Origin of the sequence: Streptococcus sp. 2100, assembly GCF_013276335.1 — a bacterium.
GTDB classification, from domain to species: domain Bacteria; phylum Bacillota; class Bacilli; order Lactobacillales; family Streptococcaceae; genus Streptococcus; species Streptococcus pseudopneumoniae.
Genome location: NZ_VMKV01000001.1, coordinates 40,120 through 55,417 on the forward strand (window position 1 = coordinate 40,120; position 15,298 = coordinate 55,417).

Below are 15,298 nucleotides of genomic sequence, written 5' to 3' on the forward strand. Positions count from 1 at the left end.
AAAAGTTACTGTAACAGTTCTTGATATAAAGGTAGGGATATGAACCGTTTTAAAAAATCAAAATATGTCATTATTGTTTTTGTCACTGTTCTGCTTGTCTCAGCTCTCTTAGCGACGACTTATTCAAGTACAATTGTGACAAAATTAGGAGATGGAATCTCATTGGTTGATAGGGTTGTGCAAAAACCTTTTCGGTGGTTTGATTCTGTCAAATCAGATTTGGCTCATTTGACACGAGCATATAATGAAAATGAAAGTTTGAAGAAACAGCTTTACCAGTTAGAAGTCAAATCAAATGAGGCGGAAAGTTTAAAGACGGAAAATGAACAACTGCGTCAATTGCTTGATATGAAGTCTAAATTGCAAGCCACAAAGACTTTGGCAGCAGATGTTATTATGCGTTCTCCGGTATCTTGGAAGCAGGAGTTGACCTTGGATGCAGGTAGATCAAAAGGTGCTTCTGAGAATATGTTAGTAATTGCAAACGGTGGTTTGATTGGGAGTGTTTCAAAAGTGGAGGACAACTCTACTATGGTCAACCTTCTGACAAATACGGAAAATGCTGATAAGATTTCTGTTAAAATTCAACACGGCACTACCACAATTTATGGTATTATTGTTGGCTACGACAAGGAAAATGAAGTTCTTAAAATTAGCCAATTAAATAGTAATAGCGATATTAGTTCAGGCGATAAGGTGACAACGGGTGGATTAGGAAACTTTAATGTTGCGGATATTCCTGTTGGTGAAGTGGTTGCCACAACGCATAGTACAGACTATTTGACACGAGAAGTAACTGTTAAATTGAGTGCAGATACTCATAATGTGGATGTGATAGAATTAGTGGGGAATTCATAATGAGACAGTTGAAGCAGGTTGGAGTATTTTTATTGCTTCCTTTCTTTGTTCTAATTGACGCCCATATTAGCCAGCTTCTGGGCTCATTTTTCCCCCATGTACATTTGGCTAGTCATTTTCTGTTTCTATTTCTCTTATTTGAGACGATAGAAGTATCAGAGTATCTCTATCTAGTCTATTGTTTTGTTATAGGCTTGGTTTATGATGTTTACTTTTTCCATCTAATAGGGATTGCAACTCTCTTATTTATCTTATTGGGAGCCTTCCTTCATAAATTGAATAGTGTTATTTTGTTGAATCGTTGGACAAGAATGCTAGCTATGATTGTGCTGACATTCCTGTTTGAAATGGGTAGTTATCTTTTGGCTTTTATGGTAGGGTTGACAGTAGATAGCATGTCGATTTTTATAGTCTATAGCTTGGTACCGACGATGATTTTAAATTTTTTATGGATTACTGTTTTTCAATTTATTTTTGAAAAATATTATCTATAAGAACGACATATAAATGTAACAAAGGCGTAATGTTTATTGGAATTTTTTTTGGTATACTAGTATTGTCTTAAACAGAAGGAGTATTTATTAGCCATGAAGAAAAAAATCTTAGCCTCGCTTTTATTAAGTACAGTAATGGTTTCCCAGGCAGCAGTATTGACGACTGCCCATGCAGAAACGACTGATGACAAAATTGCTGCTCAAGATAATAAAATTAGTAATTTAACAGCACAACAAGAAGAAGCACAAAAACAAGTTGATCAAATTCAGGAGCAAGTATCTGCGATTCAAGCAGAGCAATCTAACTTGCAATCTGAAAATGATAGATTACAAGCAGAATCTAAGAAACTCGAGGGTGAGATTACAGAACTTTCCAAAAACATTGTTTCTCGTAACCAATCTTTGGAAAAACAAGCTCGTAGTGCTCAAACAAATGGAGCTGCAACTAGCTATATCAATACCATTGTAAACTCAAAATCAATTACAGAAGCTATTTCACGTGTTACTGCAATGAGTGAAATCGTATCTGCGAACAACAAAATGTTAGAACAACAAAAGGCAGATAAAAAAGCTATTTCTGAAAAACAAGTAGCAAATAATGATGCTATCAATACTATAATTGCTAATCAACAAAAATTAGCTGATGATGCTCAAGCATTGACTACGAAACAGGCAGAACTAAAGGCTGCTGAATTGAGTCTTGCTGCTGAGAAAGCGACAGCTGAAGGGGAAAAAGCAAGTCTATTAGAGCAAAAAGCAGCAGCTGAGGCAGAGGCTCGTGCAGCTGCGGCAGCAGAAGCAGCTTATAAGGCAAAACAAGTAAGTCAACAACAAACAGTTGTTGCTTCTGGAAATACGACTTTTGCAGCACAGGTTCAAGCTGTAGCTTCTTCGGAATCAACAACATATACTCCTGTGGCAGTCAAACAACGCCCAACATACAGTACAAATGCTTCAACTTATCCAATTGGTGAATGTACATGGGGAGTTAAAACATTAGCACCTTGGGCTGGAGACTATTGGGGTAATGGAGCACAGTGGGCCACAAGTGCAGCAGCAGCAGGTTTCCGTACAGGTTCAACACCTCAAGTTGGAGCAATTGCATGTTGGAACGATGGTGGATATGGTCACGTAGCGGTTGTTACAGCTGTTGAATCAACAACACGTATCCAAGTATCAGAATCAAATTATGCTGGGAATCGTACAATTGGAAATCACCGTGGATGGTTCAATCCAACAACGACTTCTGAAGGTTTTGTAACATATATTTATGCAGACTAATTATAGAGGGACTCGAATAGAGCCCTCTTTTCAGATTTTACCAGAGACAATAACTATTAAAAATCCCATCAAAATAGCTTGAAAATATCGAAAAAGTATGGTAGAATAAAAATTGTCGTATGAACGATAATACTCATTCTTGATGAATTGTGAAGCAGTTGCCCTTGGGTCGTTTTGCGAGTTGAAGTCAAGAAGAGGAAAAAACAAAAAGGAGAAATACTCATGGCAGTAATTTCAATGAAACAACTTCTTGAGGCTGGTGTACACTTTGGTCACCAAACTCGTCGCTGGAACCCTAAGATGGCTAAGTACATCTTTACTGAACGTAACGGAATCCACGTTATCGACTTGCAACAAACTGTAAAATATGCTGACCAAGCATACGACTTCATGCGTGATGCAGCAGCTAACGATGCAGTTGTATTGTTCGTTGGTACTAAGAAACAAGCAGCTGATGCAGTTGCTGAAGAAGCAGTACGTTCAGGTCAATACTTCATCAACCACCGTTGGTTGGGTGGAACTCTTACAAACTGGGGAACAATCCAAAAACGTATCGCTCGTTTGAAAGAAATCAAACGTATGGAAGAAGATGGAACTTTCGAAGTTCTTCCTAAGAAAGAAGTTGCACTTCTTAACAAACAACGTGCGCGTCTTGAAAAATTCTTGGGTGGTATCGAAGATATGCCTCGTATCCCAGATGTGATGTACGTAGTTGACCCACATAAAGAGCAAATCGCTGTTAAAGAAGCTAAAAAATTGGGAATCCCAGTTGTAGCGATGGTTGACACAAATACTGATCCAGATGATATTGATGTAATCATCCCAGCTAACGATGACGCTATCCGTGCTGTTAAATTGATCACAGCTAAATTGGCTGACGCTATCATCGAAGGACGTCAAGGTGAGGATGCAGTAGCAGTTGAAGCAGAATTTGCAGCTTCAGAAACTCAAGCAGATTCAATTGAAGAAATCGTTGAAGTTGTAGAAGGCGACAACGCTTAATTTATATAAATAGTAATTACCTAGGAGGGCGGGGCTTAGCCCGGCTCTCCTATTTTTAAAAAATATAGGAGAATCAAAATGGCAGAAATTACAGCTAAACTTGTAAAAGAGTTGCGTGAAAAATCTGGTGCCGGTGTTATGGACGCTAAAAAAGCGCTTGTAGAAACAGACGGTGACATCGAAAAAGCGATTGAATTGCTTCGTGAAAAAGGTATGGCTAAGGCAGCTAAGAAAGCTGACCGTGTTGCTGCAGAAGGTTTGACTGGTGTTTATGTTGACGGTAACATTGCAGCAGTTGTTGAAGTAAATGCTGAAACTGACTTCGTTGCGAAAAACGCTCAATTTGTTGAGTTAGTAAACGCAACAGCTAAAGCAATCGTTGAAGGAAAACCAGCTAACAACGAAGAAGCTCTTGCTTTGACAATGCCTTCAGGTGAAACTCTTGAAGCTGCATACGTATCTGCAACAGCAACTATCGGAGAAAAAATCTCATTCCGTCGCTTTGCATTGATTGAAAAAACAGACGCACAACACTTTGGAGCTTACCAACATAACGGTGGACGTATCGGTGTTATCTCTGTAATCGAAGGTGGAGACGAAGCACTTGCTAAACAAATTTCAATGCACATCGCAGCGATGAAACCAACAGTTCTTTCATACAAAGAATTGGATGAGCAATTTGTTAAAGATGAGTTGGCACAATTGAACCACGTTATCGACCAAGATAACGAAAGTCGTGCAATGGTTAACAAACCAGCTCTTCCACACTTGAAGTATGGATCAAAAGCACAATTGACTGATGAAGTGATTGCTCAAGCTGAAGCTGACATCAAAGCTGAGTTGGCTGCAGAAGGCAAACCAGAAAAAATCTGGGACAAAATTATCCCAGGTAAAATGGATCGCTTCATGCTTGACAACACTAAAGTTGACCAAGCTTATACACTTCTTGCACAAGTTTACATCATGGATGACAGCAAGACAGTTGAAGCATACCTTGAATCAGTTAACGCTTCAGTAGTTGAGTTCGCTCGCTTTGAAGTTGGTGAAGGTATTGAGAAAGCTGCAAACGACTTTGAAGCTGAAGTTGCAGCTACAATGGCAGCAGCCTTGAATAACTAATTATAGAAAGGAAGTAAATTTGCTTCCTTTTTTCTATGCAGTCGATCCTTATAGGGAGAGCTTCCTATTTTCAAGGTAAAAATAAAAAGCCCTATAATAAGGGCCAATTGTATTTAGGAGACTAAACTTCAAATTCATAGAGTGCTGTAGAGAGATAACGTTCACCGTTATCTGGTGCTAGAGCAAGGATTTTTTTACCTGTACCTAATTTTTTGGCAATCTCGATGGCTCCGTAGATAGCTGCAGCTGAGGAAATCCCTACAAGGAAGCCTTCTTTTCCACCAATTTCACGTCCGAGTGCAAGAGCATCATCTGATGTTACACGAACGATACCATCATAGGCTTTAGTATCAAGTGTATCAGGAATAAATCCAGCTGAGATACCTTGAATTTTGTGAGAACCAGGTTTTTCACCAGATAGAATAGCAGATTCATCAGCTTCCACTGCATAAACTTGAATGTTTGAATTTGCTGATTTGAGTGCATGAGAAACACCAGAAATCGTTCCACCGGTACCCACTCCAGCAACAAAGGCATCTAGTCCATCTTTACCGAAAGCAGCTAGTATTTCAGCTCCTGTTGTTCTTTCGTGTACTTCTGGATTAGCTGGATTGTCAAATTGAAGAGGAAGGAAGCCATCACGTTCAGCAGCGATTTCTTGAGCCTTAGCAATAGCACCCTTCATTCCTTCGCTACCAGGCGTAAGGACGAGTTCAGCACCATAGGCTTGGATAATCTTACGGCGTTCTACACTCATAGTTTCAGGCATAACGATGACAACTTTATACCCTTTAGCAGCCCCTACCCATGAAAGTCCAATACCAGTGTTTCCACTTGTTGCTTCAACAATAGTAGAACCAGGTTTCAGAATACCATCTTGTTCAGCTTTTTCAATCATGCTAAGGGCAATACGGTCTTTTACAGATGAACCAGGATTAAATGCTTCAAGTTTTACATAGACATCTGCAGCACCTTCTGGCACAATGTTGTTGAGTCTAACAATCGGTGTTTGACCGACTAGTTCAGTAATGTTGTTATAAATAGACATATGAATACCTCTTTGTATAAGATATTTCTAGTATAACGCTATCTATACCATTTGTAAAATATAGAAATCCTATCGAAGTGATAGGATTTTTTTATATCACAGGTCTAAGCCATTAATTTTTAAGCGATTGTGTTCAGCTAATTCTAGTAAATAGGTGTAAAGGAAAACGATATCAGGTTTCGTTTGAATTGCTTCATTTTCTAGTATATTTTGGTACGCATCTTTTTATTTTGCTAATTAAAGTAGCGGTGGAAATATCAGTGAAACACTGTATTATCTATTGTTTACACTAGGTTTACAGGAACCTCAACTTCGCGTAAACCTTGATCAGTTAAAGTGACTTTTCCATTAAAAAATTCTACCAGTGCATCTTTAATAGTTTCTTTTTCTTCTTTATCAACATAAATCATCGTATCGACTTGATCTGTAAAGTTTGTATCCAGCTCCATGAGATTATGTTCTTTAAGAAAGTTACTGTACTCTTGGTACTGAGCATAAGACATTTGAATAGCAATGCCCGCCTGTTCCTTTATTTCAATGATGCCAATTTCTTTGACAGCTAAGGCGACACTGCCGGCGTAAGCACGAATTAGTCCTCCAGCGCCTAGTTTAATACCACCAAAGTAGCGTGTCACAACCACACAGACATTGGTGAGATTGTGATTTTCTAGTACCCCAAGCATGGGAACACCAGCAGTACCACTAGGCTCACCATCATCACTTGTACGTTTAATTTCACTACGTTCTCCAATAATAAAGGCAGAGCAGTTATGTGTCGCTTTGTAGTGTTCTTTTTTGATGGCAGTAATGAAGTCACGAGCCTCTTCTTCGCTATAAACACGCTTGGCATGGCAGATAAAGCGAGATTTTTTGATTTCTTCTTGGACTTGACCGTCCTCTTTAATTGTTCTAAATTCCATGATTTAATTGTACTAAAAAATCATCTAAAGTGCTAGTTTTTACGAATAAAGAAGTATGAAAGTAAATCCAAATTATCTCGGTCGTTTATTTACTGAGAATGAATTAACAGAAGAAGAACGTCAGTTGGCGGAGAAACTTCCAGCAATGAGAAAGGAGAAGGGGAAACTTTTCTGTCAACGTTGTAATAGTACTGTTCTAGAAGAATGGTATTTGCCCATCGGTGCTTACTATTGTCGAGAGTGCTTGCTGATGAAGCGAGTCAGAAGTGATCAAACTTTATACTATTTTCCGCAGGAGGATTTTCCGAAGCAAGATGTTCTCAAATGGCGCGGCCAATTAACTCCTTTTCAAGAGAAGGTGTCAGAGGGACTACTTCAAGCAGTAGACAAGCAAAAGCCAACCTTAGTTCATGCGGTAACAGGAGCTGGAAAGACAGAAATGATTTATCAAGTAGTGGTTAAAGTGATTAATGGAGGTGGTGCAGTGTGTTTGGCTAGTCCTCGCATAGATGTTTGTTTGGAGCTGTATAAGCGCCTGCAAGATGATTTTGCTTGCGAGATATCTTTACTACACGGAGAATCAGAGCCGTATTTTCGAACACCACTAGTTGTTGCGACGACCCATCAGTTATTGAAGTTTTATCAAGCTTTTGATTTGCTGATAGTGGATGAAGTAGATGCCTTTCCTTATGTTGACAATCCCACGCTTTACCATGCTGTCAAGAATAGTGTAAAGGAGAATGGATTGAGAATCTTTTTAACAGCGACTTCGACAGATGAGTTAGATAGGAAAGTCCGTTTAGGAGAACTAAAAAGATTGAGCTTACCGAGACGGTTTCATGGAAATCCGTTGATTATTCCAAAACCAATTTGGTTATCGGATTTTAATCGCTACTTAGATAAGAAGTGTTTGTCGCCAAAGTTAAAGTCCTATATTGATAAGCAGAGAAAGACAGGTTATCCGTTACTTATTTTTGCTTCAGAAATTAAGAAAGGGGAGCAGTTAAAAGAAATCTTACAGGAGCAATTTCCAAATGAGAAAATTGGCTTTGTATCTTCTGTAACAGAGGATCGATTAGAGCAAGTACAAGCTTTTCGAGATGGGGAGCTGACAATACTTATCAGTACGACAATCTTGGAGCGTGGAGTTACATTCCCTTGTGTGGATGTTTTCGTAGTAGAGGCTAATCATCGTTTGTTTACCAAGTCTAGTTTGATTCAAATTGGTGGACGAGTTGGACGAAGTATGGATAGACCGACAGGAGATTTGCTTTTCTTCCATGATGGGTTAAATGCTTCAATTAAGAAGGCGATTAAGGAAATTCAGATGATGAATAAGGAGGCTGGTCTATGAAGTGCTTGTTATGTGAGCAGACTATGAAGACTGTTTTAACTTTTAGTAGTCTCTTACTTCTGAAGAATGATGCCTCCTGTCTTTGTTTAGATTGTGATTCTACTTTTGAGAGGATTGGAGAAGAGCACTGTCCAAACTGTATGAAAATAGGATTGTCAACAAAGTGTCAAGGTTGTCAATTTTGGTGTAAAGAAGGAGTTGAAGTCAGTCATAGAGCGATTTTTACTTACAATCAAGCTATGAAGGATTTTTTCAGTCGGTATAAGTTTGATGGAGACTTCCTTTTAAGAAAAGTGTTTGCTTCAGTTTTAAGTGAGGAGTTAAAAAAGTACAAAGAGTATCAATTTGTAGTCATTCCCCTAAGTCCTGATAGATATGTTAACAGAGGATTTAATCAGGTTGAGGGCTTGGTAGAGGCAGCAGGTTTTTCGTATCTGGATTTACTAGGGAAAAGAGAAGAGAGAGCCAGTTCTTCTAAAAATCGTTCAGAACGCTTGGGGACAGAACTTCCTTTCTTTATAAAAAGTGGAGTCACTATTCCTAAAAAAATCCTACTTATAGATGATATCTATACTACAGGAGCAACTATAAATCGTGTCAAGAAACTGTTGGAAGAAGCTGGTGCTAAGGATGTAAAAACATTTTCCCTTGTAAGATGAGGAAAAAATTTGCAAAAATAGAATGAAAGCGTTATAATAAAATCATAAAAACAAAAATGTTTAGAAAGAAGGTACTCATATGATTAAATATAGTATACGTGGTGAAAACCTAGAAGTAACAGAAGCAATTCGTGATTATGTAGTTTCTAAACTCGAAAAGATCGAAAAGTATTTTCAAGCTGAACAAGAGTTGGATGCTCGAGTTAACTTGAAGGTGTATCGTGAAAAAACTGCTAAAGTGGAAGTAACGATTCCGCTTGGCTCTATTACTCTTCGTGCAGAAGATGTATCTCAAGATATGTATGGTTCAATTGACCTTGTAACTGATAAAATTGAACGTCAGATTCGTAAAAATAAAACAAAAATCGAGCGTAAAAATAAAAATAAGGTAGCAACTGGTCAATTATTTACAGATGCTTTGGTGGAAGATTCAAATGTTGTCCAGTCTAAAGTTGTTCGTTCAAAACAAATTGATTTAAAACCAATGGATTTGGAAGAAGCAATTCTACAAATGGATTTATTGGGGCATGATTTCTTTATCTATGTGGATGTTGAAGATCAGACAACCAATGTGATTTATCGTCGTGAGGATGGCGAAATTGGTTTGTTAGAGGTTAAAGAATCTTAATTTCAATATGTGTAAAGGTAGGTTTACTGAATTGTAAACTACCTTTTTCTTATAATTGATAGAATTACTGATTACACTTTTAAAAAGTCGCTTTTTGAGGGGTATTATGGTATAATGGGTGCCAAGAGGTTTTGAATGAAAAAATTTTATGTAAGTCCAATTTTTCCTATTCTAGTAGGATTGATTGCGTTTGGAGTCTTATCCACTTTCATTATTTTTGTTAATAATAATCTGTTGACGGTTTTAATTTTGTTTCTTTTTGTAGGAGGCTATGTTTTTTTATTTAAGAAACTGAGAGTGCATTATACAAGGAGTGATGTAGAACAGATACAGTATGTAAACCACCAAGCGGAAGAAAGTTTGACAGCTCTATTGGAACAGATGCCTGTAGGTGTTATGAAATTGAATTTATCTTCTGGAGAGGTTGAGTGGTTTAATCCCTATGCTGAATTGATTTTGACCAAGGAAGATGGCGATTTTGATTTAGAAGCTGTTCAAACGATTATCAAGGCTTCAGTAGGAAATCCGTCTACTTATGCTAAGCTGGGTGAGAAGCGTTATGCTGTTCATATGGATTCTTCTTCCGGTGTTTTGTATTTTGTAGATGTATCCAGGGAGCAAGCCATAACAGATGAATTAGTAACGAGTCGACCAGTGATTGGAGTTGTGTCTGTGGATAATTATGATGATTTGGAGGATGCAACTTCTGAGTCAGATATTAGTCAAATCAATAGTTTTGTAGCTAATTTTATATCAGAGTTTTCAGAAAAATACATGATGTTTTCTCGTCGGGTAAGTATGGATCGATTTTATCTATTTACTGACTATACGGTGCTTGAGGGCTTGATGAATGATAAATTTTCTGTTATTGATGCTTTCAGAGAAGAGTCGAAACAGAGGCAGTTGCCCTTGACCTTAAGTATGGGATTTTCTTATGGCGATGGAAATCATGATGAAATAGGGAAAGTTGCTTTGCTCAACTTGAACTTGGCTGAAGTACGTGGTGGCGACCAGGTGGTTGTCAAGGAGAATGATGAAACGAAAAATCCAGTCTACTTTGGCGGTGGGTCGGCTGCGTCCATCAAGCGCACTCGTACCCGTACTCAATCAATGATGACAGCCATATCTGATAAGATTCGTAGTGTGGATCAAGTGTTTGTAGTTGGGCATAGAAATTTAGATATGGATGCTTTGGGCTCTGCTGTAGGTATGCAGTTGTTCGCCAGCAATGTGATTGAAAATAGCTATGCTCTTTATGACGAAGAACAAATGTCTCCAGATATTGAACGAGCTGTTTCATTCTTAGAAAAAGAAGGAGTTACGAAGTTGTTGTCTGTTAAGGATGCAATGGGGATGGTGACCAATCGTTCTTTGTTGATTCTTGTAGACCATTCAAAGACAGCCTTAACATTATCAAAAGAATTTTATGATTTATTTACCCAAACTATTGTTATTGACCACCACAGAAGGGATCAGGATTTTCCAGATAATGCAGTTATCACTTATATCGAAAGTGGTGCAAGTAGTGCCAGTGAGTTGATAACGGAGTTGATTCAGTTCCAAAATTCTAAGAAAAATCGTTTGAGTCGTATGCAAGCAAGTGTCTTGATGGCTGGTATGATGTTGGATACTAAAAATTTCACCTCACGAGTGACTAGTCGGACATTTGATGTTGCTAGCTATCTCAGAACGCGCGGAAGTGATAGTGTTGCTATCCAAGAAATCGCTGCGACAGATTTTGAAGAATATCGTGAGGTCAATGAACTGATTTTACAGGGGCGTAAATTAGGTTCAGATGTACTAATAGCAGAGGCTAAGGACACGAAATGCTATGATACAGTTGTTATTAGTAAGGCAGCAGATGCCATGTTAGCTATGTCAGGTATTGAAGCGAGTTTTGTTCTTGCGAAAAATACACAAGGCTTTATATCCATCTCAGCTCGGAGTCGTAGTAAACTGAATGTGCAACGGATTATGGAAGAGTTAGGCGGTGGAGGTCACTTTAATTTGGCAGCAGCTCAAATTAAAGATTTAACCTTGTCAGAAGCAGGTGAAAAACTGACAGAAATTGTATTAAATGAAATAAAGGAAAAGGAGAAAGAAGAATGAAAGTAATCTTTTTAGCAGATGTTAAAGGAAAAGGTAAAAAAGGCGAAATTAAGGAAGTACCAACAGGGTATGCGCAAAACTTTCTTATCAAAAAGAACCTAGCAAAAGAAGCGACTGCTCAAGCTGTAGGTGAACTTCGTGGTAAACAAAAATCTGAAGAGAAAGCTCACGCTGAGATGATTGCAGAAGCAAAAGCAATTAAAGCCCAGCTTGAAGCAGAAGAAACGGTTGTAGAATTTGTTGAAAAAGTTGGTCCAGATGGTCGTACCTTTGGTTCTATTACCAATAAGAAGATTGCAGAAGAATTGCAAAAGCAATTTGGAATTAAGATTGATAAACGTCATATTCAAGTACAAGCTCCGATTCGAGCGGTTGGTTTGATTGATGTGCCAGTGAAAATCTATCAAGATATCACAAGTGTAATCAATCTTCGTGTGAAAGAAGGATAAGTTTACACCTTCTTGACAAGATTGTAAAAGGAAGGGAAGTCTGATGGCAGAAGTAGAAGAGTTACGAGTACAACCTCAAGATATCTTAGCTGAACAATCCGTTTTGGGGGCTATCTTTATTGATGAGAGTAAGCTTGTTTTTGTGCGAGAATATATTGAGTCTCGGGACTTTTTTAAGTATGCCCATCGTTTGATTTTCCAAGCTATGGTCGATTTATCCGATCGTGGTGATGCTATAGATGCAACAACGGTTCGTACTATTCTTGATAATCAAGGCGATTTGCAGAATATTGGTGGCTTGTCTTACTTGGTTGAGATTGTCAATTCTGTGCCAACTTCTGCTAATGCGGAGTATTATGCTAAAATTGTTGCAGAAAAGGCTATGTTACGGCGATTAATCGCCAAGTTGACAGAGTCTGTCAATCAAGCTTACGAGGCTTCACAACCAGCTGATGAAATCATTGCTCAGGCAGAAAAAGGGCTGATTGATGTTAGTGAAAATGCTAATCGAAGTGGATTTAAGAATATTCGAGACGTGTTGAATGTTAACTTTGGAAATCTGGAAGCTCGCTCGCAGCAAACGACTGATATTACAGGTATTGCGACAGGCTATCGTGATTTAGATCATATGACGACTGGTCTGCATGAAGAGGAGTTGATTATCTTAGCAGCTCGTCCGGCGGTTGGTAAGACAGCCTTTGCCTTGAATATCGCTCAGAATATTGGGACTAAGTTGGACAAGACGGTAGCTATTTTCTCACTGGAAATGGGTGCGGAAAGTCTAGTGGATCGTATGTTGGCGGCAGAAGGTTTGGTGGAATCCCATTCTATCCGTACGGGTCAATTGACTGATGAGGAGTGGCAAAAGTATACCATTGCTCAAGGGAACCTAGCAAACGCAAGTATCTATATCGATGATACGCCAGGGATTCGAATTACAGAGATTCGTTCTCGTTCTCGTAAACTGGCTCAAGAAACGGGCAATCTAGGTTTGATTTTGATAGATTACTTGCAGCTTATCACGGGAACTGGGCGAGAAAACCGCCAACAAGAAGTTTCAGAAATTTCACGTCAGTTGAAAATCCTAGCCAAGGAACTGAAGGTTCCAGTAATCGCTCTGAGTCAGTTGTCTCGTGGTGTAGAACAACGTCAGGATAAAAGACCAGTCTTGTCTGATATTCGTGAATCTGGGTCTATCGAGCAGGACGCTGATATCGTAGCCTTTCTTTATCGCGACGATTACTATGAGCGTGGTGGTGAAGAAGAGGAAGGCATACCAAATAATAAGGTGGAAGTTATTATCGAGAAAAACCGTAGTGGAGCTCGTGGAACTGTGGAATTGATTTTCCAAAAAGAATACAATAAATTTTCAAGTATCTCAAAGAGGGAGGCATAAGATGTCAGATGCATTTACAGATGTAGCCAAGATGAAAAAAATCAAAGAGGAAATCAAGGCGCATGAGGGTCATGTAATTGAAATGACTTTGGAAAATGGGCGCAAGCGCCAAAAAAATAGATTGGGTAAGTTAATTGAAGTTTATCCATCCCTATTTATTGTGGAATTTGGGAACGTTGAAGGAGATAAACAAGCTAATGTTTACGTTGAATCCTTTACCTACTCAGATATCCTTACAGAAAAGAATTTGATTCATTATCTGGACTAAAGTGAGAGATTTTCTCACTTTTTCTTTTTTCTCCGAATAGTTTAAGTGAAGGCAATCTTCGATTTATATTATTTTTCAAGGAGGAAGAATGAAAATTTTACCGTTTATAGCAAGAGGGACAAGTTATTACTTGAAGATGTCAGTTAAAAAGCTTGTTTCTTTTTTAGTAGTAGGATTGATGCTAGCAGCGGGTGATAGTGTCTATGCCTACTCTGGAGGGAATGGATCGATTGCGCGTGGAGATGATTATCCTGCTTATTATAAAAATGGGAGCCAGGAGATTGATCAGTGGCGCATGTATTCTCGTCAGTGTACTTCTTTCGCAGCCTTTCGTTTGAGTAATGTCAATGGTTTTGAGATTCCAAGGGCTTATGGAAATGCGAATGAATGGGGGCATCGTGCTCGTCGTGAAGGCTATCGTGTAGATAATACACCGACGATTGGCTCCATTGCTTGGTCTACTGCAGGAACTTATGGGCATGTTGCCTGGGTGTCAAATGTAATGGGAGATCAGATTGAGATCGAGGAATATAACTATGGTTATACAGAAGCCTATAATAAACGAAGTATAAAAGCAAATACGATGACAGGATTTATTCATTTTAAAGATTTGGCTGGTGGCAGTGTTGGGACTAGTCAATCCTTAGCTTCAACAGGGGGCACACATTATTTTAAGACTAAGTCAGCTATCAAAAATCAACCTCTAGCTAGCGCAACTGTGATTGATTACTATTATCCTGGGGAGAAGGTTCATTATGATCAAATTCTCGAAAAAGATGGCTACAAGTGGTTGAGTTATACGGCTTATAACGGAAGTCGTCGCTATATACAGCTAGAGGGAGTGACTTCTTCACAAAATTATCAGAATCAATCAGGAAATAGCTCTAGCTATATATCCAATAGTAGTCCAACTGTCGGTTGGAAGAAAATAAATGGTAGTTGGTATCATTTCAAATCAAATGGTTCTAAATCAACAGGCTGGCTGAAAGACGGTTCTAGCTGGTATTATTTGAAATTATCTGGTGAAATGCAGACAGGATGGTTAAAGGAAAATGGCTCGTGGTATTATCTGGATAGTTCAGGGGCAATGAAAACAGGCTGGTATCAAGTTTCTGGTAAGTGGTATTATTCTTACTCTTCAGGTGCCCTAGCTGTTAATACGACGGTGGATGGCTACAGAGTAAACAGTGATGGAGAACGAGTGTAGAAAATTGGAGTAGGAAATTTTTCCTGCTCTTTTCTGGTACGACGGGCATGTCGTGCATCTGAGGTGTAAGTCCTCGGTGGGCACCTGCTACCGGTGAACCCAATAGCGATTCCCAAGCCTGACTATCGTGAGGTAGCGGATTAAAACGGTCTGGGGATAGACCGTTTTAAGTCTGACACTGGAAATAAGAATCGTCAGAGGAAGGGATAGCGAAATCGTGGCTCTACGAACAGGAAGGTGATAGTAAGGCGTATATAGCGGATAAGGGGGCCAGAAACTCTAAAGTCCAAAAAGGTAGTCGTAACCCATATGCGTAAATCACGAGAGTAATTGAATTCGGACTAAGGTTTGTGTGAAAAAGATAAATCTTTCTAGAGTCTAAAGACTCTGCGTCAGATTTCCTATTTTCACTCTAACCTTTTAACGTCCTCATATCTTGTATAAACGAGGAAAGATGTAGGACTTATCCCGTGAGGTCTCATGAGCTCTGAAAGCGTAGTAACAAG

At 38.8% G+C, this 15,298-nt stretch carries 15 protein-coding genes and 1 pseudogene; 13 read left to right on the forward strand and 3 right to left on the reverse strand.

Translation table 11 applies throughout. The features are described 5' to 3' along the window. Nucleotides 1-39: 39 nt before the first annotated feature. The 5 genes from mreC (at nucleotide 40) to tsf (ending at nucleotide 4,754) form a co-directional block, all read left to right on the forward strand. Nucleotides 40-858, forward strand: a complete 819-nt coding sequence (gene mreC / locus HT669_RS00195; protein ID WP_001078988.1) for a rod shape-determining protein MreC — start codon at nucleotides 40-42, stop codon at nucleotides 856-858. Then, nucleotides 858-1,352 carry a rod shape-determining protein MreD gene (gene mreD, locus HT669_RS00200; protein WP_023933023.1) on the forward strand — a complete coding sequence of 165 codons (495 nt, stop codon included), beginning with the start codon at nucleotides 858-860 and terminating at the stop codon, nucleotides 1,350-1,352. Before mreC ends, mreD begins: the two co-directional genes overlap by 1 nt. A 93-nt stretch (nucleotides 1,353-1,445) precedes the next feature. Continuing rightward, nucleotides 1,446-2,633 (forward strand): CHAP domain-containing protein, encoded by a 1,188-nt coding sequence (locus HT669_RS00205; RefSeq protein WP_055356775.1) that lies wholly within the window; start codon nucleotides 1,446-1,448, stop codon nucleotides 2,631-2,633. 222 nt (nucleotides 2,634-2,855) lie between these two features. Next, entirely contained in the window at nucleotides 2,856-3,635 is a 780-nt protein-coding gene (gene rpsB / locus HT669_RS00210) for a 30S ribosomal protein S2 (protein WP_000268466.1), read from the forward strand. 78 nt (nucleotides 3,636-3,713) lie between these two features. Next, a complete protein-coding gene (gene tsf / locus HT669_RS00215; protein ID WP_023936278.1) occupies nucleotides 3,714-4,754 on the forward strand; it encodes a translation elongation factor Ts in 1,041 nt (346 codons plus the stop codon). 121 nt (nucleotides 4,755-4,875) lie between these two features. Here the strand turns inward: tsf and cysK are convergent, their stop codons facing one another. The 3 genes and pseudogenes from cysK to HT669_RS00225 form a co-directional block, all read right to left on the reverse strand. Continuing rightward, complete coding sequence (gene cysK / locus HT669_RS00220; RefSeq protein ID WP_172922142.1) at nucleotides 4,876-5,802, reverse strand: cysteine synthase A; 927 nt, start codon at nucleotides 5,800-5,802, stop codon at nucleotides 4,876-4,878. Nucleotides 5,803-5,898: 96 nt separating this feature from the next. Beyond that, nucleotides 5,899-5,982 (reverse strand): annotated as a pseudogene (locus HT669_RS10910) (PH domain-containing protein); the annotation flags it as partial. Nucleotides 5,983-6,086: 104 nt separating this feature from the next. Continuing rightward, nucleotides 6,087-6,722 carry a YigZ family protein gene (locus tag HT669_RS00225; protein WP_055387779.1) on the reverse strand — a complete coding sequence of 212 codons (636 nt, stop codon included), beginning with the start codon at nucleotides 6,720-6,722 and terminating at the stop codon, nucleotides 6,087-6,089. Between the two features lie 55 nt (nucleotides 6,723-6,777). Between HT669_RS00225 and HT669_RS00230 the strand changes: the two genes are divergently transcribed. The 8 genes from HT669_RS00230 (at nucleotide 6,778) to cbpD (ending at nucleotide 14,792) form a co-directional block, all read left to right on the forward strand. After that, entirely contained in the window at nucleotides 6,778-8,076 is a 1,299-nt protein-coding gene (locus HT669_RS00230) for a DEAD/DEAH box helicase (protein ID WP_055387780.1), read from the forward strand. Continuing rightward, nucleotides 8,073-8,735, forward strand: a complete 663-nt coding sequence (locus HT669_RS00235; RefSeq protein WP_023936284.1) for a ComF family protein — start codon at nucleotides 8,073-8,075, stop codon at nucleotides 8,733-8,735. The genes HT669_RS00230 and HT669_RS00235 overlap by 4 nt, the downstream gene beginning before the upstream one ends. Nucleotides 8,736-8,814: 79 nt before the next feature. Then, a complete protein-coding gene (gene raiA / locus HT669_RS00240) occupies nucleotides 8,815-9,363 on the forward strand; it encodes a ribosome-associated translation inhibitor RaiA (protein WP_000599099.1) in 549 nt (182 codons plus the stop codon). A gap of 135 nt (nucleotides 9,364-9,498) precedes the next feature. Beyond that, entirely contained in the window at nucleotides 9,499-11,472 is a 1,974-nt protein-coding gene (locus HT669_RS00245; protein WP_172933592.1) for a DHH family phosphoesterase, read from the forward strand. Beyond that, a complete protein-coding gene (rplI, locus tag HT669_RS00250; RefSeq protein WP_000864214.1) occupies nucleotides 11,469-11,921 on the forward strand; it encodes a 50S ribosomal protein L9 in 453 nt (150 codons plus the stop codon). The genes HT669_RS00245 and rplI overlap by 4 nt, the downstream gene beginning before the upstream one ends. A gap of 43 nt (nucleotides 11,922-11,964) precedes the next feature. Continuing rightward, nucleotides 11,965-13,317 carry a replicative DNA helicase gene (gene dnaB, locus HT669_RS00255; protein WP_000852490.1) on the forward strand — a complete coding sequence of 451 codons (1,353 nt, stop codon included), beginning with the start codon at nucleotides 11,965-11,967 and terminating at the stop codon, nucleotides 13,315-13,317. Nucleotide 13,318: 1 nt separating this feature from the next. Beyond that, complete coding sequence (locus HT669_RS00260) at nucleotides 13,319-13,585, forward strand: Veg family protein (protein WP_001278160.1); 267 nt, start codon at nucleotides 13,319-13,321, stop codon at nucleotides 13,583-13,585. A gap of 88 nt (nucleotides 13,586-13,673) precedes the next feature. Next, nucleotides 13,674-14,792 (forward strand): choline binding-anchored murein hydrolase CbpD, encoded by a 1,119-nt coding sequence (gene cbpD, locus HT669_RS00265; protein ID WP_172922144.1) that lies wholly within the window; start codon nucleotides 13,674-13,676, stop codon nucleotides 14,790-14,792. Nucleotides 14,793-15,298 lie beyond the last annotated feature (506 nt).

Excerpts from the sequence above, each read along its gene's own strand:
- rplI (WP_000864214.1), top strand. The coding sequence starts at position 11,469 with ATGAAAGTAATCTTTTTAGCAGATGTTAAAGGAAAAGGTAAAAAAGGC.
- mreC (WP_001078988.1), top strand. The coding sequence starts at position 40 with ATGAACCGTTTTAAAAAATCAAAATATGTCATTATTGTTTTTGTCACT.
- HT669_RS00205 (WP_055356775.1), top strand. The coding sequence starts at position 1,446 with ATGAAGAAAAAAATCTTAGCCTCGCTTTTATTAAGTACAGTAATGGTT.
- HT669_RS00245 (WP_172933592.1), top strand. The coding sequence starts at position 9,499 with ATGAAAAAATTTTATGTAAGTCCAATTTTTCCTATTCTAGTAGGATTG.
- cbpD (WP_172922144.1), top strand. The coding sequence starts at position 13,674 with ATGAAAATTTTACCGTTTATAGCAAGAGGGACAAGTTATTACTTGAAG.
- mreD (WP_023933023.1), top strand. The coding sequence starts at position 858 with ATGAGACAGTTGAAGCAGGTTGGAGTATTTTTATTGCTTCCTTTCTTT.
- HT669_RS00230 (WP_055387780.1), top strand. The coding sequence starts at position 6,778 with ATGAAAGTAAATCCAAATTATCTCGGTCGTTTATTTACTGAGAATGAA.
- raiA (WP_000599099.1), top strand. The coding sequence starts at position 8,815 with ATGATTAAATATAGTATACGTGGTGAAAACCTAGAAGTAACAGAAGCA.
- HT669_RS00235 (WP_023936284.1), top strand. The coding sequence starts at position 8,073 with ATGAAGTGCTTGTTATGTGAGCAGACTATGAAGACTGTTTTAACTTTT.
- HT669_RS00225 (WP_055387779.1), bottom strand. The coding sequence starts at position 6,722 with ATGGAATTTAGAACAATTAAAGAGGACGGTCAAGTCCAAGAAGAAATC.
- rpsB (WP_000268466.1), top strand. The coding sequence starts at position 2,856 with ATGGCAGTAATTTCAATGAAACAACTTCTTGAGGCTGGTGTACACTTT.
- dnaB (WP_000852490.1), top strand. The coding sequence starts at position 11,965 with ATGGCAGAAGTAGAAGAGTTACGAGTACAACCTCAAGATATCTTAGCT.
- HT669_RS00260 (WP_001278160.1), top strand. The coding sequence starts at position 13,319 with ATGTCAGATGCATTTACAGATGTAGCCAAGATGAAAAAAATCAAAGAG.
- tsf (WP_023936278.1), top strand. The coding sequence starts at position 3,714 with ATGGCAGAAATTACAGCTAAACTTGTAAAAGAGTTGCGTGAAAAATCT.
- cysK (WP_172922142.1), bottom strand. The coding sequence starts at position 5,802 with ATGTCTATTTATAACAACATTACTGAACTAGTCGGTCAAACACCGATT.